The organism is Kitasatospora sp. NPDC091276 (assembly GCF_040684355.1).
In the GTDB taxonomy this organism is placed as follows: Bacteria; Actinomycetota; Actinomycetes; order Streptomycetales; family Streptomycetaceae; genus Kitasatospora.
On sequence record NZ_JBFBFU010000001.1, the window covers coordinates 193,107 to 213,234 of the forward strand.

The 20,128-nt window shown below is 73.8% G+C and carries 18 protein-coding genes; 10 read left to right on the forward strand and 8 right to left on the reverse strand.

The genetic code is table 11. The annotated features are described in order from the left end of the window. Window positions 1-44 precede the first annotated feature (44 nt). The 3 genes from AB0O19_RS00820 to AB0O19_RS00830 form a co-directional block, all read right to left on the reverse strand. On the reverse strand, window positions 45-887 hold the full coding sequence (locus tag AB0O19_RS00820) for an ABC transporter ATP-binding protein (protein ID WP_363579374.1): 843 nt from the start codon (window positions 885-887) through the stop codon (window positions 45-47). Beyond that, window positions 887-1,852, reverse strand: a complete 966-nt coding sequence (locus AB0O19_RS00825) for an iron ABC transporter permease (protein WP_363617012.1) — start codon at window positions 1,850-1,852, stop codon at window positions 887-889. Before AB0O19_RS00825 ends, AB0O19_RS00820 begins: the two co-directional genes overlap by 1 nt. A 65-nt stretch (window positions 1,853-1,917) precedes the next feature. Continuing rightward, a complete protein-coding gene (locus AB0O19_RS00830; protein WP_363579658.1) occupies window positions 1,918-2,883 on the reverse strand; it encodes an iron ABC transporter permease in 966 nt (321 codons plus the stop codon). A 299-nt stretch (window positions 2,884-3,182) separates the two neighbouring features. On the opposite strand from AB0O19_RS00830, the gene AB0O19_RS00835 reads away from it, so the two are divergent. After that, complete coding sequence (locus AB0O19_RS00835) at window positions 3,183-3,983, forward strand: (2Fe-2S)-binding protein (protein ID WP_363579372.1); 801 nt, start codon at window positions 3,183-3,185, stop codon at window positions 3,981-3,983. 102 nt (window positions 3,984-4,085) lie between these two features. Further along, window positions 4,086-4,487, forward strand: coding sequence for a VOC family protein (locus AB0O19_RS00840; RefSeq protein ID WP_363616651.1), 402 nt, complete (start codon window positions 4,086-4,088; stop codon window positions 4,485-4,487). Here the strand turns inward: AB0O19_RS00840 and AB0O19_RS00845 are convergent. Further along, window positions 4,448-4,822, reverse strand: coding sequence for a DUF6191 domain-containing protein (locus AB0O19_RS00845; RefSeq protein ID WP_363579368.1), 375 nt, complete (start codon window positions 4,820-4,822; stop codon window positions 4,448-4,450). The two genes, AB0O19_RS00840 and AB0O19_RS00845, sit on opposite strands and share 40 nt — an antisense overlap. A gap of 105 nt (window positions 4,823-4,927) precedes the next feature. Between AB0O19_RS00845 and AB0O19_RS00850 the strand changes: the two genes are divergently transcribed. The 5 genes from AB0O19_RS00850 (at window position 4,928) to AB0O19_RS00870 (ending at window position 12,017) form a co-directional block, all read left to right on the forward strand. Next, window positions 4,928-5,686 carry a dienelactone hydrolase family protein gene (locus tag AB0O19_RS00850; RefSeq protein WP_363616653.1) on the forward strand — a complete coding sequence of 253 codons (759 nt, stop codon included), beginning with the start codon at window positions 4,928-4,930 and terminating at the stop codon, window positions 5,684-5,686. A 418-nt stretch (window positions 5,687-6,104) separates the two neighbouring features. Continuing rightward, window positions 6,105-6,983, forward strand: a complete 879-nt coding sequence (locus AB0O19_RS00855) for an alpha/beta hydrolase (RefSeq protein ID WP_363616655.1) — start codon at window positions 6,105-6,107, stop codon at window positions 6,981-6,983. A 115-nt stretch (window positions 6,984-7,098) separates the two neighbouring features. Then, window positions 7,099-9,228: a serine/threonine protein kinase gene (locus AB0O19_RS00860; protein WP_363616657.1), complete on the forward strand. Its 2,130-nt coding sequence runs from the start codon at window positions 7,099-7,101 to the stop codon at window positions 9,226-9,228. Then, a complete protein-coding gene (locus tag AB0O19_RS00865) occupies window positions 9,225-9,527 on the forward strand; it encodes a glutaredoxin domain-containing protein (RefSeq protein WP_363616659.1) in 303 nt (100 codons plus the stop codon). Before AB0O19_RS00860 ends, AB0O19_RS00865 begins: the two co-directional genes overlap by 4 nt. A gap of 852 nt (window positions 9,528-10,379) precedes the next feature. Then, window positions 10,380-12,017, forward strand: coding sequence for a M4 family metallopeptidase (locus AB0O19_RS00870; protein ID WP_363616661.1), 1,638 nt, complete (start codon window positions 10,380-10,382; stop codon window positions 12,015-12,017). A gap of 94 nt (window positions 12,018-12,111) precedes the next feature. Here AB0O19_RS00870 and AB0O19_RS00875 read toward each other — a convergent pair whose 3' ends face one another. The 3 genes from AB0O19_RS00875 to AB0O19_RS00885 are packed head-to-tail and all read right to left on the reverse strand — an operon-like array spanning window position 12,112 to window position 14,469. Next, a complete protein-coding gene (locus AB0O19_RS00875; RefSeq protein ID WP_363616663.1) occupies window positions 12,112-12,594 on the reverse strand; it encodes a hypothetical protein in 483 nt (160 codons plus the stop codon). A gap of 13 nt (window positions 12,595-12,607) precedes the next feature. Then, window positions 12,608-13,621 carry an iron-siderophore ABC transporter substrate-binding protein gene (locus AB0O19_RS00880; RefSeq protein ID WP_363616665.1) on the reverse strand — a complete coding sequence of 338 codons (1,014 nt, stop codon included), beginning with the start codon at window positions 13,619-13,621 and terminating at the stop codon, window positions 12,608-12,610. 59 nt (window positions 13,622-13,680) lie between these two features. Next, a complete protein-coding gene (locus tag AB0O19_RS00885; RefSeq protein WP_363579352.1) occupies window positions 13,681-14,469 on the reverse strand; it encodes a MerR family transcriptional regulator in 789 nt (262 codons plus the stop codon). A 357-nt stretch (window positions 14,470-14,826) separates the two neighbouring features. Here AB0O19_RS00885 and AB0O19_RS00890 point away from each other — a divergent pair, with 357 nt between their 5' ends. The 3 genes from AB0O19_RS00890 to AB0O19_RS00900 are packed head-to-tail and all read left to right on the forward strand — an operon-like array spanning window position 14,827 to window position 18,307. Further along, on the forward strand, window positions 14,827-16,389 hold the full coding sequence (locus AB0O19_RS00890) for an NAD(P)/FAD-dependent oxidoreductase (protein ID WP_363616667.1): 1,563 nt from the start codon (window positions 14,827-14,829) through the stop codon (window positions 16,387-16,389). Then, a complete protein-coding gene (locus AB0O19_RS00895) occupies window positions 16,386-17,405 on the forward strand; it encodes an alpha/beta hydrolase (protein ID WP_363616669.1) in 1,020 nt (339 codons plus the stop codon). Before AB0O19_RS00890 ends, AB0O19_RS00895 begins: the two co-directional genes overlap by 4 nt. Continuing rightward, the gene (locus AB0O19_RS00900; protein WP_363579346.1) at window positions 17,402-18,307 is read left to right on the forward strand and encodes an SDR family oxidoreductase; all 906 of its coding nucleotides are present in this window, start codon (window positions 17,402-17,404) and stop codon (window positions 18,305-18,307) included. The genes AB0O19_RS00895 and AB0O19_RS00900 overlap by 4 nt, the downstream gene beginning before the upstream one ends. Before the next feature lie 174 nt (window positions 18,308-18,481). On the opposite strand, the gene AB0O19_RS00905 is transcribed toward AB0O19_RS00900, so the two are convergent. Continuing rightward, window positions 18,482-19,936, reverse strand: coding sequence for a PLP-dependent aminotransferase family protein (locus tag AB0O19_RS00905; protein ID WP_363616671.1), 1,455 nt, complete (start codon window positions 19,934-19,936; stop codon window positions 18,482-18,484). Between the last annotated feature and the right edge of the window lie 192 nt (window positions 19,937-20,128).

Below are 20,128 nucleotides of genomic sequence, written 5' to 3' on the forward strand. Positions count from 1 at the left end.
CGTCGAGGGTGAGGAGCGTCGGGAGTGACGAACGGGGGCAGTGGTCAGCGGTCGGCGGCGCGCGGCCGGGTCCGCGCCCGGGGGACGACCAGCGGCGTGCCGGTCTCCGGGTCGGGCACCACCCGGCACGGCACCTGGAACACGGCCTCGACCAGGTCGGCGGTGAGGACCTCGGCGGGCGGTCCGGCGGCGGCGAGCCGCCCGTCCTTGAGCACCACCAGGTGGTCGGCGTACCGGGCGGCCTGCCCGAGGTCGTGCAGCACCATGACGACGGTGCGTCCGGCCTCGGCGTGCAGGTCGGCGACCAGGTCGAGGACGTCGAGCTGGTGGCGCAGGTCGAGGAAGGTGGTCGGCTCGTCGAGCAGCAGCAGTTCGGTGTCCTGGGCGAGTGCGAGTGCGATCCAGGCGCGTTGGCGCTGCCCGCCGGAGAGCCGGTCGACCTGCTGCTCGCGCAGTTCGGCGGTGCCGGTCCGGGCGAGGGCGTCCTCGACGGCGGCCTGGTCGGTCTTGGACCACGGGCTGAGCATCCGCTGGTGCGGGTACCGGCCGAGCCGTACCAGCGCCTCGACGGTGATCGCCTCGGGGGTGACCGGCTGCTGCGGCAGCAGGCCCATCCGCTTGGCGAGGGCCCGGGCGGACATCCGGTGGATGTCGGAGCCGTCCAGGGTGACGGTGCCGGCGGCGGGGTCGAGCAGCCGGACCAGTCCGCGCAGCAGGGTCGACTTGCCGCAGGCGTTGGGTCCGACGATGGCGGTGACGGCGCCGCCGGGCAGTTCGAGGTCGAGCCCGTCGACGATCGTGCGGTCGCCGTAGCGCAGGTCGAGGCCGTGCGCGGCGAGCCGGTTGGCGGTGGTGGTGACGGACTCGACGGTCGTCGTGGGCGTCATCAGTTGCTCCTCTGGGGAGGCCGGCCCTGGCGGATCATCAGCGCCAGGAGCCAGGGCGCGCCGAGCGTGGCGGTGACGGCACCGACCGGCAGGCCGTGGACGGGGATCACGTGGAGCACGAGGAGGTCGGCGGACAGCAGCAGGACGGCGCCGGTGAGCGCGGTGAGTCCGAGCGTGCCGAGGGTGGGCGGCCCGGCGAGCAGCCGGACCAGGTGCGGTACGGCGAGCGCGACGAACGCGACCGGGCCGGTGAGGGCGGCGGCCAGCGAGGCGAGGGTGATGCCGAGCAGCAGCAGCCAGAGCCGGTCCCGGCCGGGGTTGAGGCCGAGGCCGCCGGCCGAGTCGTCGCCGAGGTCGAGGACCGCGATCCGCCGCTGGCAGAGCAGTACGGCCAGGGCGGTCAGCGTGATGGCGGTGCCGCCGATCCACACCTCGGTCCAGTTGCGGCCGTAGAGCGAGCCGGTGGTCCACTGCATCGCGGAGGAGGCCAGCTCGGCCGGGAACCGTACGATCATCAGGTTCACGGCGGCGGCGAGGCCCTGCTGCACCGCCAGGCCGACCAGCACCAGCCGGGTGACGGCCATCTTCGACCGCCAGGCGAGGCCGCCGAGCAGCAGCGCCGCCAGCAGTCCGCCGCCGAGCGCGGCCAGCGGGATCAGTTGCTGGGAGGCGCCGGTGGCGAGCATCAGCACCGCGCCGAAGGACGCGCCGCCGGTGACACCGATGGTGTCGGGGGAGGCCAGCGGGTTGCGGAAGAGCCGCTGGAGCATCGAGCCGGCCATCGCCAGCCCGGCCCCGGCGATCAGCGCCGACACCACCCTGGGCGCCCGGAACTGCTGCACCACCAGGACGTTTCCGGGTTCGCCCTGCCCGACCAGGGCGCGCAGCGCGTCCCATCCGGACAGGCTCACCTGTCCGGTGCCGAGCGCGACGCCGGTCAGCACCACCAGGACGACGGCGGCCAGCGCCGACCACGCGGCGGTGCGGGCCCGGCGGCGGGCGAGCGTGCCGACGGGTACGGCGAGCGCGGTCACCGGGCCACCTTCCGGGCCAGTACGGCGAGAAGCGGCGCGCCGAGGAAGGCGGTCACGATGCCGACCTCGATCTCGGAGGGGCGCACCACGAGCCGTCCGAGCACGTCGGCGGCGAGCAGCAGCAGCGGACCGGCGATCAGGCAGCCCGGCAGCAGCCAGCGGTGGTCGTTGCCGAGCAGCGGGCGGACCAGGTGCGGCGCGGCCAGTCCGATGAACGCCACCGGCCCGGCGACGGCCACCGCACTGCCCGCGAGCAGGACGACGGCCAGCCCTCCGGCCAGTCGGATCCGGGCCACCGGCACGCCGAGCGACTGGGCGGTCTCGTCGCCGAGGGCCAGCGCGTTGAGGGCGGGCGAGATCGCGAACGCGCCCAGCAGGCCGAGCACCAGGAACGGCAGCACGGGGGTGAGGGTGTCCAGCTGCCGCCCGCCGATCGAGCCGGCCAACCAGAACCGGGCCTCGTCCAGGGTGCGGTGACTGGCCAGCATCAGCGCGGAGGTCCAGGAGGTGAGCACCACGGTGAGCACGGTGCCGCCGAGCGCGAGCCGGACCGGGTCGAGGTCGCCGCCGCGCCGGGACATCGCGTACGCGGCGACCGCGGCGACGGCCGCCCCGGCGAAGGCGAACCAGACGTACTCGACGGGCCGGGTGAGGTCCAGCGCGTAGATCGCGGCGACCACGGCGAGACTCGCGCCGGCGTTGACGCCGAGGGTGACCGGGGAGGCGAGCGGGTTGCGGGTGACGCCCTGGGCGACCGCCCCGGCGACGCCGAGCGCGGCCCCGACGGCCAGTCCGATCACCGTTCGCGGCAGGCGAAGGCCCGTCACCACATCGGCGTCGCCGCCGTGGGCGGCCCCGGTGAGCGCGTCGGCCACGGTGGACAGCGGGATGGATCGGGAGCCGAGCGCGAGGCTCAGCGCGGCGCACAGCACGAGCGCGCCCACACCGGCGACCAGCAGCAGGGGCCGCTGGACCGCAGACGATCGAGGCGTCGCCGGGGCCGTGGTGGCCGGCGGGTCGGTTCTCAACACGAGTCGACATCTTAGGTTAGGTTTGCCTAAGTTCGTCAATCTCGGGTCGTCTGATCCGATGTCGGACCGTTCGCCGCAACGTCACCCCGCCCAGGTGTCGCGGGTGTCGCCCCGCCCACGTGTCGCGGGTGTCGCGCCACCTGGCCCGGCCCCGGGTGGTGCACTCCCTGGGGCATTGTAAGGTGAGCCTCACCTTATTCGATCATGCGGAGTCGATCCACGGAGCGCCGATGATCCCCGGAACACCCCTGCCCGTCGCGCCGACGTCCACCCTGCCCGGCGACTACCGGCGCCTGCGCGAGCTCTGCCCGGTGCTGGAGCTGCGCCTGCTCGGCGCCGACGAACCCGACCCCCGTGCCGCCGACGGCTGGTACTCGGGGGCCGAACTCGCCGCCGACGAACGGGCCCTGGCCGCCGTTCTGGCCGGCGAGGAGGAGCGCATCGCCGCCGAACACGGCCGCGCCCCCCGCCCGCACGTCACCGCCTCCAGACTGCTGCACCACTACGTCTGGTCCGCGTGCCTGCTCATCGCGGGCCCCTGGCACCTCGCCCGGAAAGTCCCCCTCGTCGACCCCGCCGACCTCTGGCTGCACGCCCCCACCGGGGACCTCGCGCTGCGCCCGCGCGGCCACGTCACCCTCCCCGGCGACGACGAACTCCGCGCCGAACTGCGGGCCGCCGTGGTCGCCCACGTCGAGCCGGTGCTCGCTGCCTTCGCCGCCCCCAGCCGGCGCCGCGACCGCGCGCTCTGGGGCATGGTGACGGACGACCTCGCCTCCGCCGTCTGGTACCTCGGCCGGATGCTCGGCGAGGAGGACGCCGCGGTCGTCGCCGCCGGGGCGGTGCTGCCCGGCGGCACCCTCCCGCTGCCCGGCGCCGCCGACTTCCGCCGCCTGCACACCCCCGACGGGCGCGGCCACCACACCCGTACCCGGCTCGGCTGCTGCCTCTACTACGCCGTCAAGCCCGAGGCCGCCGCCTGCCTGACCTGCCCGCGCACCGGCGACGAGGAACGGCTGCGCCGGTTCTGAGGGGTCCGTCCGCGGATCGCCGTCGGGGATCGTCGACGGGAATCGTGCGGGTGAACCGTCGGGGACGGTTCGCTGTCAGTGGCATCGGCTAGGGTCGCGGCCATGATCGATTCGACGACGCGGGTTCGCATCGCCCGGCCCTCGCGCGACCTCGCGGCGGCCGAGCGCTTCTACGTCGGCGGCCTCGGCCTCGACGTGCTGTGGCGCACCACCGAGCGGGTGTCCGGCGAGCACGACCTGCTGATGGTCGGTCCGCCCGGCGGATCCTGGCACTTCGAACTCACCCACGACCCGGAGAACCCGCTGGAGCCCACCCCGACGGTCGACGACCTGTTCGTCGTCTACCTCGGTGCGCCGGTGGACGACGCCCTGGTCGCCCGGCTGGAGGCCGCCGGCGGCACCCCGGTCCGGGCCCACAATCCCTACTGGGAGGAGTTCGGCGTGACGATATCCGACCCGGACGGCTACCGGCTGGTGCTCTGCTCCCGTGGCTGGGGAGCCTGACCGCCTGTCCGACCCCGTTCGGTCTCGCCGCCCGCCCCGTCCCTGCCGCGCAGCACCGCCACGCCCCGGTCCAGGTCCACGCCGAAGTGCGGCGGCGCTCCGACCTGGGCGTCGTCCCGCAGCGTCAGTTGTTCCCGCCGCTGTTCGACCTGTACCCGCTTGCCCGGGCTGAACAGCGCCTGCAACTCCTCCAGGCCGCCGCCCAGGCCCACCCCGGTGCTCCCGCCGCCGCGCCGCCAACGCCCCGACGACTCGCCCCGGATCTGCCACGCGATCAGGAGCATCAGCCCGATCACCGCCGCCGCCACGCACGCCACGTCTACGATCACACCCATGTACGCCCAACGCCGGGCGGCCGCACCCGCGTTCCCCGAGGGCGCCGCGCCGGTGGCGGCGTCCACCCGCTACCCTGCCGCGCGAACCGAAGGAGACTTCTCACCATGACCGTGCGCGGAACCACCGTGGACATCCCGACGGCGGACGGCACCGCCGATGCCTACCTCGCCCGTCCCGACGACGGGCGGGCCCACCCCGGCGTCATCCTCTATATGGATGCCTTCGGGCTCCGACCCCAGCTGAAGGACATGGCCGACCGGCTCGCCCGGGCCGGGTACGCCGTGCTGGTCCCCAACGCCTACTACCGGAACGGCCGCGCGCCGGTCGTCGAACTGCCGCCGCTGATCGACCTGGAGAAGGACCCGGCGATCTTCAAGCAGATCGGCCCGCTGCTCGCCACCCTCACCCCCGAGGTGACCGCCCGCGACGCGGACGCCTACCTGCGCTGGCTCGCCGAGTCCCCGCTCGTCGAGGACGGCCCGGTCGGCCTCACCGGCTACTGCCGCGGCGCGGTGCTCGCCCTGCGGACGGCCGCCAGCCACCCCGACCGGATCGCGGCCATGGCCGGTTTCCACGGCGGCAGCCTCGCCACCGAGGCGCCGGACAGTCCGCACCTGGGCGCCTCCCGGATCACCGCCGAGGTGTACTTCGGCCACGCCGACGAGGATCCGTCCATGCCCGCCGAGCAGATCGAACGGCTCGCCGGGGCCCTCGCCGCCGCCGGTGTCCGCCACCGGGAGGAGGTCTACCAGGGCGCCCCGCACGGCTACACCCAGGCCGACACCACCCGCTACGACGCCGTCGCCGACGCGCGCCACTGGGAGGCGCTGCTCGACCTGTTCAAGCGGACCCTGTCGGCCTGAGCCGCCGGAGGGCCGGGGCGGCCAGCGACGCCGCCCCGGCCTGGGCCGTGCGGGCGCGGGCCGGTGACGGCCTCACGCCACAGCACCTCCTCTTCGTCCTCCGGTCACACAACGGACGCGAGGTGTTCGGGCTTGCGTGGAGCCGGGCCGTCATGGTCTGGTGCCTGACAGCGAGTCCGGGCCCGGCCGGGGGCCGACCCGCCGGGCGTCGGGGAGGCGCCCGGGACTCGTGGCAGTGGTGAGCAACGAACCCGCGTCACCCGGTACCACAGGCCGGGACCGGGCGGACGGATCCAGGGGGGAACCGAACGTGCAGAAGACGGAGAACAGGCAGAACGCGCAGGAACCGTGGGGCACGCGGGACACGCAGGGCGCACGGGGCATGGGGGGCGTACAGGTAGTACGGGGCACGCGGGCCATGCGGGACGTGCAGGACGCCATCGCGCAGGCGCTGGCCGAGAGCGTCCCCGACGGGGTCCGGCAGGGCGAACTCGACCGTGGCGGGCGGGCATTGCGCTGGGTGGAGGCGGGGCACGGCGGCCCGCCGGTGGTCCTGCTCGCGGGCTGCGGCACCTCGTCGCTGACCTGGGCGCCGGTGCTGTCCGAACTGGCCGCGCACAGCCGGGTCGTGGCGTACGACCGGGCCGGGCTCGGTGCCAGTGACCCCGCTCGCGTCTCCGGTCCTTCGCTGGAGTCCCCGACCGGGGACCTGGCTGCCCTGGTGGAGCACCTCGGCGCCGGCCCGGCCATCCTGGTCGGGCACAGCTGGGGCGGCCAGCTGGCCCAACTCCTCGCCTGGCGGCACCCGGAACTGGTGGCCGGCCTGGTCCTGGTGGATCCGGCGCACGAGGAGTTCCAGCCACCGGCCATCCGCGCGGCCGAGGCCGTCCTGTTGCGGGTGGGACTGCTCCGGGCGGCCATGACGCCCGCCGCACGCCGTGCCGGGGGAGCCGTCGCGAGGGCCGAGGCGGCCGTCGAGGCGCATCGCCACCAGCGGCGGACCATCCTCGACGAGAACCGGCTGACGGTCCTCGCGGTCTCCGAGATCCGGCGGCGGCGCGCGGCCGCGCGGCTGCCCGACGTGCCGGTGACGGTGCTGAGCGCGACCGACGGCCTGCCGGGGGCGATGCGCGCCCGCTGGACCGTCCTCCAGTCACACGTCGTCGCCGGCGCGGCCAAGGGGTCGCACATCGTGGTGCGCGGCGCCGGCCACCACGTCCACGCCGACCACCCGCAGGCCGTCGCCGCCGCCGTTCTGGAGGTGGTCGAGCACGCCCGGCAGGGCCGGGACAGCTGACGGCGGCGGCCCTCAACGCCTGGCCGGACAGCGCCTGCTGACCGTTCGACCCCCTCTGGCACACTGGGGGCCGAACGGCCCGCTGGGGAGGGTCATGACACATGGGGGCGGGAGTATGAGGGGTCCGGGCGCCGTGCTCGGCGGGCGGTACACGCTGGTCGAGCGGATCGGCGGCGGGGGGATGGGTACGGTCTGGCGGGCCGACGACACGGTGCTGGCGCGGCCGGTGGCCGTCAAGATCCTGCACTCGGCGCTGTTCGAGGACGACACCTTCATCCAGCGCTTCCGCCGGGAGGCCCAGCTGGTCGCCGCGATCGACCACCCGGCCGTCGTGGACGTCCACGACTACGGTGAGAGCGGCGGCGGTGCCGAGGGCCGGGAGGGCGGCGAGGGCGGTGACGCCGGGGACCGCTGCGCCTACATCGTCATGGAGCTGGTCGACGGCCGGCCGTTGGACCGGGTGCTCGCAGAGGAGGGCCCGATGCCTCCCGAGCGCGCCCTCGGTCTGGTCGCCGCCGCGCTGGACGGCCTGCACGCCGCCCACCGCCGGGAGATCGTGCACCGGGACATCAAGCCGTCCAACCTGATGGTGCGCACGGACGGCCGGGTGACCATCACCGACTTCGGCATCGCCCGGGCGATCGCCAGTACCAAGATCACCGCCTCGCACGCGATCGTCGGCACCGCCCTCTACATGGCCCCCGAACAGGCCGAGGGCACGGGCACCGGGCCGGCCTCCGACCTCTACTCGATCGGCGTGGTCTGCTTCGAACTGCTCACCGGGAAGCCGCCGTTCGTCGGCGAGAGCGTGTTGGAGGTCGCGCTCAAGCACGTCCGCCAGCCGGCGCCGGAGCTGCCGGGGGCCTTCCCCGCGGCGGTCCGCGAGCTGGTCGCGAAGGCGCTGGAGAAGAAGCCGGAGGACCGGTTCGCCGACGCCGCCGAGATGGCGGCCGCGGCCCGGGCGGCGATCGGTGCGAAGGACGCGGGCGCTGCGGCGGGTGCGGCCGGCGCCCCGGCCGACACCGGGACGGTCGACCTCAGGGCGGCGGCCGGGGGAGCGGCTGCGGGTGAAGGGGCCGGGGGTGGGGTGGCCGGGGGTGCCGGCGTGGCGAAGGCCGGTGCCCTGGTGCCGGTCGCGGACGGTGCCGACCAGCCCGCGTCGGGCGAGCGCCCGGCGTCGGGTGGCCCCGTGCCGGACGAGGACGAGGTCGCCAAGGTGGGGCCGCAGCCGGTGACCGAGCCGGGCAAGCGCCGGTCGCGGCGCGCACTACTGGTGCCGGTGATCGTCCCCGTGGTCATCTCGATGGGCACGGCGACCGTCCTGCTGGTGGACCGCGGCCCCGGCCGGTCGGACGCGGCCGAGCCGCCCGCCGCCCAGCCGACCGTCGTCGTGACGGCCCCGGTGACCCCGGGTACGGGCACCCCGGCGGCCCCGGCCACGACTCCGCCCGCCACGCCGACACCCTCCGACACCCCGGTCGCGGCCCCGGCCGCCGACCAGCAGCCAAACACCCCGAACCAGCCGGGCGCGCCCGTCCCGGCCCCCGCGCCGGGCGGCAACGGAGGCGCGGCTGGCCGGGGCGGCAACGCGGCCGGTGGCGGCGGCGCTTCGGGCGGTTCCGCGGGCGGCTCCGGCGGCGGGGCTTCGGGCGGCCAGTCCAACCAGTCCGGCGGCGGGGGCGGCACCGCCAACCAGCCCGCCAACCCCAATCCCAATCCCAACCCGCAGCCCCCGGCCCAGAACGCGGCCGGTGGCTCCCCCGCCGGGGGCGGCTCCCCGTCCGGCGGCGGTTCGCCCTCGGGCGGCGGCAACCCGCCGGCTCCGCAGACCCCCACCCGGCCGCCGTCGTGCGGCGGCACGTCTTGGACCACCATCGTCAACGTGAAGGACGGTCGCCCGATCGGGATGGCCCGCGACGAACTGAGCGGCGACAACCCGATCGTGGTCGGCGGCGCGTCCCAGTACGGCTGGGTGCGGGCGACCAACCCCGGCTCCTGGATCAGTCTCAACGCCTGCAACAGCGGCGGGCCGCTGCTCGTCCAGACCATGGACGGCAAGGTCACCCTGAGCGGAGGCTTGAGTTTCCTGACCAACTGGACGGTGCGCAGCGGGTCCTCCCAGGGCTCCTACACGCTGGCCGACTACCAGAACCAGCGCTGCATGACCGACAACGGCCCCGGGAACGCGGTCACCATGGTGACCTGCACCCCCGGCAACACGGCCCAGGAATGGCGGTTCCAGTGACAGCGACCGGCGGAGCCGACGACGGTGTGGTCCTCTACTGGCGGCCGCTGTGCACGTTCTGCATGAACCTGCGCCTGGCGCTGCTCTTCACCCGCCTGCGCTACAGCCGGCGGTTCACCATGGTGAACATCTGGAAGGACCCGGACGCCGCCGCCTTCGTCCGCTCGGTCGCGGACGGCAACGAGACCGTGCCGACCGTCACGGTGGCCGGGCGACCGATGGTGAACCCGTCGATCCGCCAACTGCTCGCCGCAGTGCGGGAGTACGCGCCGGACGTGCTCCCGGGGAGGCCTCGCTGACCGGTCCGGGCGAGGAGTGGTACCCCTTCGCTCTCCCGCTCCAGATCCCGATCCCGCCGTTTCCGTTTCCGCTGTCGCTGTCGCTGTCGCTGTCGCTGTCGCTGTCGCTGCCGCTTCTGCGACCGGACGGGCCCGGCGCGGGCGGCGGTTGAGCGCAAGTGCCGACCCGGCCCGGGTGTCCGTACGGGCAGGTCGCCCGGGGGTCGGGGCGGGCGAGCGGGGCGCGGCGGGAACCGGGCGTCATCACAGATGCCGGTGGAGGAGGGTCCGTTGTGGGGCGCGGGGTCTCCCCGGCTCCGGTGCGCCCCCAGGTGTCGCGCCCAACTCGCCGACTGCGTTGAGGAGTCGGGCGAACACGAGGTCCGGTGGCGCTAGCAGATGACCCGGCGGCGGGCAAGGGCGGCAGGTGGCGGGACCTCGCCAAGCGGATGTCAAGATTCCGTATTGGAAGTTCTACAGGGATGTAAAAGTCGATTCCGGCCCGCTCGGCTTCGCGCGCCGAATCGGCGTTCGACGGTCGATCGGACATCGGTGCAGGCGGTCAGGCGTGGTTCGGGTGGGAACCCACTGCAAGGCGCGGTGAATTGCCCTGTTTTGCCCACCACTTGAGGGCTCTGGCGAGCTGGCGGGACCTGGCCAATCGCTGAAGTAGACCTGTCAATTCACCTGCTGGATTGTCATGCTTCTGGACAGCCCCGGCGGTAGCCCCCACCCCCACCCCTTGGTGGCTCGCCGCTCGACCGCCCGGGGTTTCAGCACGTCAGCGCCCATTTCCGCCCCACAGGTGCCGACCCCGGCCCCCGGAACGCGGCGCGACCGCGTCCACACGCGGTTTCCCGGAAGGACTCGCACGTGAAGCGAAAGATCGCAGCTGTCGCCGTACTGTCGGCCACCGCCCTGCTGACCGGTGTGATCCAGGTGAGCACCGCCGCCCAGGCCAGCCCCGTCGCCGGCCTCCAGGCCCAGGCCGACCACCAGCACGCGGCTGTGCTCGCGCTGGCCGGCGGCCAGTCCGGCCCGCTCGCCAAGGCCCTCGCCCTCGGCGAGAAGGAGCGGCTCGTCGCCAAGGACGCCGTGGTGGACAAGGACGGCACCCGGCACCTGCGCTTCGAGCGCACCTACGCCGGCCTGCCGGTGCTCGGCGGCGACCTGGTCGTCCACCAGAAGGCCAACGGCTCGGTCAAGTCGGTCGACAAGGCGGTCTCCGCCAAGCTCGCGCTGCCGAGCCTGACCCCGCAGATCCCGGCCGACCAGGCCGCCACGCAGGCCACCGGTGCGGTCAAGGCCACCGTCGGGGTCACCCTCGACGCCGACGAGTCCCCGCTGGCCGACGTGCACCAGACCGGCAAGGCCGAGCTGGTCGTCTGGGCGACCGACGGCAACCCGCGCCTGGCCTACCGGACCACCGTCGAGGGCGTGCGCGCCGACGGCACCCCGAGCAACCAGGTGCTCGTCACCGACGCCGCCACCGGCAAGGTGCTGTCCACCCACGAGAAGATTCAGACCGCCGCCGGCACCGGCAAGGGCGTCTTCGTCGGCCAGGTGCCGCTCACCACCGCGCAGAGCGGCTCCAGCTACTCGCTGAAGGACGACAGCCGCGGCGGCCAGTCCACCAGCGACATGAGCAACGGAACCGCCGGCAACGGCTCGCTGTTCGCCAACACCTCCAACAACTTCGGCGACGGCACCGCCTCCAACCGCGAATCCGCCGCCGTGGACGCCCAGTTCGGCGCGGCCACCACGTGGGACTTCTACAAGAGCACCTTCGGCCGCAACGGCATCCGCAACGACGGTGTCGGCGCCGCGAGCCGCGTCCACTACGGCTCCAACTACGTCAACGCCTTCTGGGACGACAGCTGCTTCTGCATGTCCTACGGCGACGGCAACGGCGACGCCGCCCCGCTCACCGAGATCGACGTGGCCGGCCACGAGATGAGCCACGGCGTCACCGCCGCCACGGCGAACCTCAACTACTCAGGTGAGTCCGGCGGCCTCAACGAGGCCACCTCCGACATCATGGGCACGATGGTCGAGTGGTACGCCAACCTGCCCTCCAACCCGCCGAACTACTGGATCGGCGAGCTGATCAACCTGAACGGCAACGGCACCCCGCTGCGCTACATGGACCAGCCCAGCAAGGACGGCCAGTCCGCCGACTCCTGGTCCGCCGGCGTGGGCAACCTCGACGTGCACTACTCGTCGGGCGTGGCCAACCACTTCTTCTACCTGCTGTCGGAGGGCAGCGGCGCGAAGAGCATCAACGGGTTCGACTACAACAGTCCGACGGCCGACGGCTCCTCGCTCGCGGGCATCGGCCGGGACAAGGCCGCGCAGATCTGGTACCGCGCGCTGACCGTCTACTTCACCTCCACCACCGACTACGCGGGCGCCCGGGCGGGCACCCTCAGCGCGGCGGCGGACCTGTACGGCAACGGCAGCGCCGAGTACAACGCGGTCGCGGCCACCTGGACGGCGGTCAACGTCAACTGACGACCGCCTGAGTGGGCCCTGCCGAACCGTGGGTGCCGGCGGGCGGGGCCGCACGGCGGGGGCGACGGTGTGCGGACCACCGTCGCCCCCGCCGTCATGTGCGCGTGGCGTGGCGCGCGGGCGCAGCGATGCGGGGTTGGACGCCGGAACCGTCAGTCCCACCGTCAGTCCCACCGACGGTCGGAGCGGTCGGAGCGGTCGGAGCTGTCGGAGTGCGGCGGCGGTAGCGCTGTTCGGTCGCGGTGCACGCGGCGAGCAGCAAGGCCGCCGCCGCGGCCGCGGTGATCGCGAACGGCACGGCGGGCGCGAAGTGCGTGGTCGCCCAGCCGCCCAGGAAGGTGCCGGCCGATTGCGCCAGGATCGGCGCGCTGACCAGCGCCGCCATCGCCTCGCCCAGCCGGACGGCCGGCACCGTCCGCTCGGCCGGGCCGAACATCGTGATCATCTGCGGTGCGACCGCCACCCCGAGGAGGCCCACGGCAACGGTCGGGCTCCACAGGCTCCCGGTGGAGACGAGCAGGACGCTGGAGGCGGCGAACAGCAGTGCCATCCCGGCCAGCAGCAGGACGGAGGGCACGGTGAGCAGCCGCTCAGGGCGCGAGGTCCTTCCGGATCTGGTCCAGGATCAGGCCGGCTCCGGTGTAGCCGATCCCGAGCATCCACAGGCTGTCGTCGACCCGGAACACCCGGCCGGTGCGGACGGCGTCCAGGCTCTTCCACAGCGCGCCATCGGTGATCCTGCCCTGGTCGGACTTGGCCGCGTCCCCGTAGACCGAGTAGAAGATGACGTTGGCCGCCGCCTGGTCCACCTGCTCGGGGCTGATCTCGACCGAGAACCCGGGCTTGTCCTGGTTGGCGGGCCGGCCGAGCCCGAGGTCCTTGAACAGCGAGCCGACGAAGGTGTCGTTGAGGTACAGCCTGGTCGGTGCGCCGGCGAGGAAACGAGCCATCTCGACCCGGGTGGCGGCGGCCTTGGCCGGGCCGCCGAGTGCGGTGACGAGGTCCCGCGCCTTCGCCCGGTACGCCATGTCGGCCGCTTTGGCTTCGGCCTGCCGGCCCGTCGCCTCGGCGTGCAACCGGACGTTCTCCTTCCAGGTGGGCCCGGTGGTCTTGGACAGCACGGTCGGCGCGATCTTCGCCAGTTCGTCGTACCGCTTGTCGTCGCGCACCTGGTTGCTCAGGATGAGGTCCGGCCGCAGCGCCGCGATCGCCTCCAGGTTGGGCTGCCCGATGGCGCCGACGGCCTTCGTCGTGGCCAGCCGTTCGGCGGGCAGGTAGGAGGGGAAGGGAGCGCCCTCGGTGACGGTGGTCGCGCCGACCGGCGTGAGCCCGAGGGTGACCACCGAGTCCAGCGCGTCGGTGTCGAGCGCCACCACCCGGGTGGCCCGGGCCGGTACGGTGCTCTCGCCGCGAGCGTGCCGGACGGTCCGGGGGCCGGCCCCGCTGGACCCGCCGGAACCGCTCGGCGCGCCGGGCTCACCGGTCGCGCCGGTCGAACCAGCGGACGGTGCCGGGGAGTTCGGTCCGCAGGCGGCGAGCGCGAGGCCCGGGGTGAGCCCGGCGGCGAGGCCGAGCGCGGCGCGGCGACTGAGGGGTCTGGGCATCGGCGGTTCCTCCAACGGGTGGGCAGGGCGCGGGAATCCCTGCCCTCCCGTCGGAGGGGTTACGCCTCGGTGTCGTTCTCCCGTCGCTGGCGCAGCAGTTCGTCGTACTCGGCGGGCACCCGCCGGTCCATCGCGAGGGCGAACTGCGCGTCGACGACCGTACGGGCCAGCGGCCGCACCCGCAGGATGCGTTCGGTGAGCCGGGCCGCCTCGCCGGGCGGCAGCGGGGCGTCGGCGGCGAGGGCGCCGAGCAGGTGCTCGCCGACCACGTCGATGAAGATCTCGGCGATGGCTTCCACGTGCTCCTGGGTGCGCCGGCTGGCGTCCAGCACCACGGAGAGCGGTACGCCCTCGGCGACGAGTGCGGTGGTGGCGTCCATCAGGCGGCGGCTGATGTGGGTGATCCCGTCGTCGTCGATCGTGATGTAGCCCTGGGCGATCGACTCGGCGGTGTTCTCCTCGGTGAGCTGGTCGTTGAAGACGGTCCTGAGTTCGTCCCAGTCCAGGCGCACCGGGGTCTCGTCCGACCAGGGGGCGACGATCGCGGCCTCCAGCCCGATCAGCTCGGCGACGTCCCGCCCGCTCTCGCCGGCGCCGATCAGTTCGGCGATGCCGCCCAGGGTGTGGCCGCGGTCCAGCAGTTCGCCGATCATCCGCAGTCGGGCCAGGTGCTCCTCGCCGTACCAGGCGATCCGGCCCTCCTTGCGGGGCGGCTGGAGCAGTTTGCGCTCGCGGTAGAAGCGCAGCGTCCGGCTGGTGATGCCGGCCGCCTCGGCCAGTTCCTCCACCCGGTACTCGCGTTTTCCGTCACCCGCAGCAGCTCTGACCTTGTCCACGGCGATCAGCATAGGTCCGTCACCTCCGAAGGCTCCCGGAATCCGGGTGGCCGCGCTTCTTCCATCCGGTGTCAGCAAGGGCTACCCTGCCAATCATGCCAGTAATTACTGGCGCGATTAGCGGGGCTCCGACGCCGGTCGTCGGGGAGCCCGAGGCAGTGCGCACAGCACCATGCGGAGCAGCACCAGAGCGACACCGCGGCTTCACCCGGGCGCATCAGGGCAACATCAGGGCAGCGCCAGGGCGGTACGAGAGCAGTCGAGCACGGCACGAGCACGGCGTCGTCGGCGCGCCAGGAGGCGCGGCACGAGCGGGCGCCACGGTACGGCAGCGCGAAGATCATCGCCCCACCCTCAGGAGGAGGCCGCATGGCATCCAGCAGCAAGCGCCCCCGCTCCGGCACGTCCGGTGCCCCCGCGGCGGACGAGGCCGTCCCGCACGTGCGGGTGGCGGTGATCGGCTCCGGCTTCGGCGGTCTCGGCGCCGCGGTCCGGCTGCGCCGCGCCGGGATCACCGACTTCGTCGTCCTGGAGCGCGCGGACTCGGTCGGCGGCACCTGGCGCGACAACAGCTACCCCGGCTGCGCCTGCGACGTGCCCTCGCACCTCTACTCCTTCTCCTTCGCGCCCAACCCCGCGTGGCCGCGCAGCTTCTCCGGCCAGCCGGACATCCGCGCCTACCTGGAGAAGGTCGCCGCCGTCTTCGGCCTCCGCCCGCACCTTCGGTTCAACACCGAAGTGCTGGAGGCGCGTTGGGAGGCCGAGCAGGTCCGCTGGCGGATCACCACCTCGGCCGGTCAGTGGACCGCGGACGCGGTGGTCTCCGCCGCCGGACCACTGGCGGACCCGCAGATCCCCGACCTGCCGGGGCTCGGCGCCTTCCCCGGCAAGGTGTTCCACTCCTCCCGCTGGGACCACGACTACGACCTGACCGGCAAGCGGGTCGCGATCGTCGGCACCGGAGCCTCCGCCGCCCAGATCATCCCGTCGATCCAGCCGAAGGTCGGCAGGTTGACGGTCTTCCAGCGCACGCCCGCCTGGGTCCTGCCGCGCCGGGACCGCGAGATCAGCCAGCTGGAGAAGTGGCTGCACGACCGCGTGCCGGTCACCGGGAAGATCCGCCGCGGCACCCTGTTCGCCCTCCGAGAGCTCCAGGTGGACGCCTTCGTGCGCCGCCCGGGCATGCTGCGCGTGGTCCAGCAACTCGCCGAACGCCACCTCGCCCAGGGCGTTCCCGACCCGGCCCTGCGCGCCAAGCTGACCCCGGACTACCGGATCGGCTGCAAGCGCATCCTGCTCAGCAACACCTACTACCCGGCGCTCGCCGCGGCCAACACCGAGGTCGTCGCCTCCGGCCTGCGCGAACTGCGCGGCTCCACCCTGGTCGCCGCCGACGGCAGCGAGCACGAGGTCGACGCCATCGTCTTCGGCACCGGCTTCCACGTCACCGACATGCCCATCGGGGCCCGGGTGTTCGGCGCCAACGGCACCAGCCTGGCGGAGGAGTGGAAGGACGGCATGGAGGCGCTGCGCGGCTCGGCCGTGCACGGCTTCCCGAACCTGTTCTTCGTGATCGGCCCCAACACCGGCCTCGGCAACAGCTCGATGATCCTGATGATCGAGTCCCAACTGAACTACCTGATCGACGCGTTGACCACGCTCGAGTCGATCGGTGCCACCGCGATGCAGCCCACCGCCCGGGCCCAGCGGCAGTGGAACCTCGAACTCCAGCACCGGATGGACCGCACCGTCTGGACCACCGGCGGCTGCCGCAGCTGGTACCTGGATCCGAACGGCAAGAACACCGTGCTCTGGCCCGGCTCCACCACCGCGTTCCGCCGCGCCACCCGCAAGGTCGACCTCGGCGAGTACGAACTGATCATGCGCGCCGGCCAGGACGCCGCCCGTACCGCGCAGGAGGTGTCCGCATGAACGCCGCCGAGCTGCCCGCCGAGTACGTCCCGCCCGTTCCCGTCGAGGAGTTGAGCATCCGATCGGCGGACGGGATCCGGCTGCACGTCGAGGTCCACGGCCAACCCGGGGCGCCGACCGTCGTGCTCGCCCACGGCTGGACCTGCTCAACCGCCTTCTGGGCTCCGGTGATTCGCCAACTCGCCGACCGCTACCGAGTGGTGGCCTACGACCAGCGCGGCCACGGGCACAGCGAGATCCCGCCGAGCCGGGTCCGCTACTCCACCCGGGCACTGGCCGAGGACCTCTCCGCCGTCCTCGCCCGGACCGTCCCGGCGGGGGAGAAGGCCGTGCTCGCCGGGCACAGCATGGGTGGGATGACCATCATGGCCGCCGGTGGCCGCCCCGAGATCGCCGACCGGACCGCCGCCGCCGTCCTGGTCTCCACCGGGCCGGGGGAGCTGGTGGCCGAGCTCGCCGTGCTGCCCGAGGCGGTGCGTTCCCCGGGGCTGCGCCGCTTCCTGAACCGCCTGCTGCTGCGCTCCCGGCTGCCGCTCGGGCCGGTCTCGCCGGTCACCCGTGTCGCGCTCAAGTACGCGACCATGGGTCCGGGTTCGTCCGCCGGGCAGGTGGAGGCGACGGCCCGGATCGTGCACGCCTGCCCGACCGCCGTACGCGCCAACTGGGCGGGCGTCCTCGACCGCCTGGACGTCCACGCCGGACTCGCCCGGCTCGCCGTACCGACCGCGGTCGTGGTCGGCACCGCGGACCGGTTGACCCCACCGGTGCACGCGCACCGGATCGTCGCCGAACTCGTAGACCCACAAGGGCTGTTGCTGCTTCCTGGGGTCGGGCACATGGCGCCGCTGGAGCGGCCGGTGGAGGTCGCGGCCGAGATCCACCGCTTGGCCGCCGCGTACCTGTCCGCCGCGCCCGCTTCCGTCTCCGCTCCTGCCGACTCCGCTCCTACCCCCTCCCCCTCCACCTCCGCCTCCTCCGCCTCTGCGCCCGTCTCCGAGAGGACCGCCGCCGCATGAACGCCATCCCGCCGTTGTCCGCGCAGGTCGTCGTCGTCACCGGGGCCGCCCGCGGGGTCGGGGCTTCGCTCGCCCGCACGCTCGCCCGGCGCGGGGCCAAGGTCGCCCTCCTGGGGCTGGAGCCGGACGAGCTCAAGGCCGTCGCGGCGCAGTGCGGCGCGGCCGCGACCAGTTGGGAGGTGGACGTCACCGACCTCGACGCGCTCGGCGACGCCGCCCGTCGGATCAAGGAGCACTACGGCCGGATCGACACCGTGGTCGCCAACGCCGGCATCGCCATCGGCGGGCCGGTGGTGGACAGCGATCACCGGGCGTTCAGCCGGGTGATCGAGGTCAACCTGCTCGGCAGCGTCGCCACGGCCAGGGCCTTCCTGCCCGCCCTCGCCGAGAGCCGGGGCTACCTGCTGCAGATCGCCTCGCTCGCCGCGCTCACTCCCGCGCCGCTGATGAGCGCGTACTGCGCCAGCAAGTCCGGGGTGGAGGCCTTCGCCCACTCGCTCCGCGCCGAGGTCGCCTACCAGGGGGTCAAGGTCGGCGTGGGATACCTGAGTTGGACCGACACCGACATGGTGCGCGGCGCCGACGAGGACGCCGTGCTCAAGCAGATGCGCACCAGGCTGCCGTGGCCGGCCAACAAGACCTACCCGCTGGAGCCCGCAGTGGAGCGGATCGTCGCCGGCATCGCCCGGAGGTCCGCCCACGTCTACGCGCAGGCCTGGCTGCGCGGCATGCAGCCGGTCCGCTGGCTGCTGCCGAGCCTGATCGCGGCGGTCGGCTCCCGCGACGTCGCCCGGATCGCGCCCCAGCTCGCCGCCACCGCTGCCTCCCGGTTGCGTGCCGTCGGCGCCGGCGGAGCTGCGGACACGGCGGTGCGGGGCGGCCGGAGCGGCGCCGTCGACTGACAACTGACAACTGACAACTGACAGATTTCAACTGACGGATAACAGATAACAGATTTCAACAGCTGTTATCTGTTATCCGTCAGTTGTCCGTCGGTCCGCCTGGCCGCCTGGCCGCCTGGCCGCCTGGCCGCCTGGCCGCCTGGCCGCCTGGCCGCCCGGCCGCCCGGCCGCCCGTCACTCCATCCACTCCTCCGCCGTCCCCCGCGCGATCCGCGCCAGCGTCTCCAGCGCTCGCGTCAGCACGGGCAGCGGCGGCGAGGCCAGGGCGACCCGGACGGCGGACGGGGAACGCCGGGGGTCGGCGGCGAACGCCGCCGCGGGTGTGACGGCGATGCCCGCCCGCGCCGCCGCCGCGACGAACGTCTCCGCCCGCCAGGCCGCCGGCAGTTCCCACCACAGGTAGTACGAGCAGGGGTCGGCCCGGATGTCCTGCCCCGCCAGCACCTCGCGCGCCAGCAGCTGACGCGCGACGGCGTCGGCGCGCTTGGCTGCCGCGACCTCGGCCACGGTGCCGTCCCCGATCCAGCGCACGGCCGCCTCCAGGGCGAACCCGCTGGGCGTCCAGCCACCCGAGCGCAGTGCGCCCGCGATCCGCTCGCGCAGCGCGGCGGGGACGACCGCGAACCCGGTGGTCAGCCCGGGCGCGAGCCGCTTGGAGAGGCTGTCGACGAGGACGGTGCGTTCCGGTGCGAGGCTGGCGAGGGCGGTCAGCTCCGGGCGGAGGAAGGACCAGATCGCGTCCTCGACGACCGGCAGGTCGAGGCGGCGCAGCTCCTCGGCGAGGGCGGCCGTCCGCTCGTACGGCAGGCTCCCGCCGAGCGGGTTCTGCAGCCTCGGCTGGACGTAGACGGCGCGCAGCGGCGCGGCCCGGTGGGCGGTGGCCACGGCGTCGGGCAGCAGCCCGTGCTCGTCGACGGCCAGTGGCACGAGTGTGATGCCCAGCCGCTGGGCGACGGCCTTGACCACCGGGTAGGTCAGCGCCTCCACCCCCAGCCGGTAGCCGGGCGGCACCAGCGCGGACAGCGTCGCGGCGATGGCCTGCCGGCCGTTGCCCGCGAACAGCAACTCCTCCCCGGCGATCTCCGGATTGACCTCCTGATCCCCGCCCGAAGGGTCCCCGCCCGACCGGACACCACCCGACCGGACACCGCCCGACCGGACACCGTCCATCCGATCCCCACCCGTCCGGCGTTCGTCCGACAGTAGTGCCGCGAACGCCTGCCGGGCCGCGCCCGTCCCGGCCGCGCCCACCGGTGCGAGCGCGGCACCCAGCGCGTCGGCCCGGAGCAGCGGCGCCAGTCCGGTGGCCAGCAGTCCGGCCTGCTCGGGGGCGGCGGGGTAGTTGAGTTCCAGGTCCACCGGTGCGCCGGCCGGTTCGGCGAGTGCCACCTGCCCGCCGGTTGCCCCGCCGCCGGCCCCCTGCCCGGCCCGGACGAAGGTGCCGCGCCCGACCTCCCCGGTGGTCAGTCCGCGCCGGGTCAGTTCCCGGTAGACGCGCCCGGCCGTGGAGTTGGCGATGCCCCGGCTGCGGGCGAAGGCACGCTGGGTGGGCAGTTGCCGGCCCGGTCGCAGCCGCCCGTCGGTGATGGCGCCGGCGATCTCGTCGGCGATCCGGCGGTAGTCGTCCATCGGGGGACCCCTCCACACGAGTTGACGGCATTGCATGGCATCGCACCGGTATTGCACCGGTATTGCACCGAGTGCAAAGTCATCATTGCATTGAGATCGACGCCGGGCCTAGCCTCCTCGCATGGAAGCACTGACCTCCACCGCTCCCGCCGCATCCGCCCTGTCCGCTGTGGGCGGGCACGCCGTACTCGG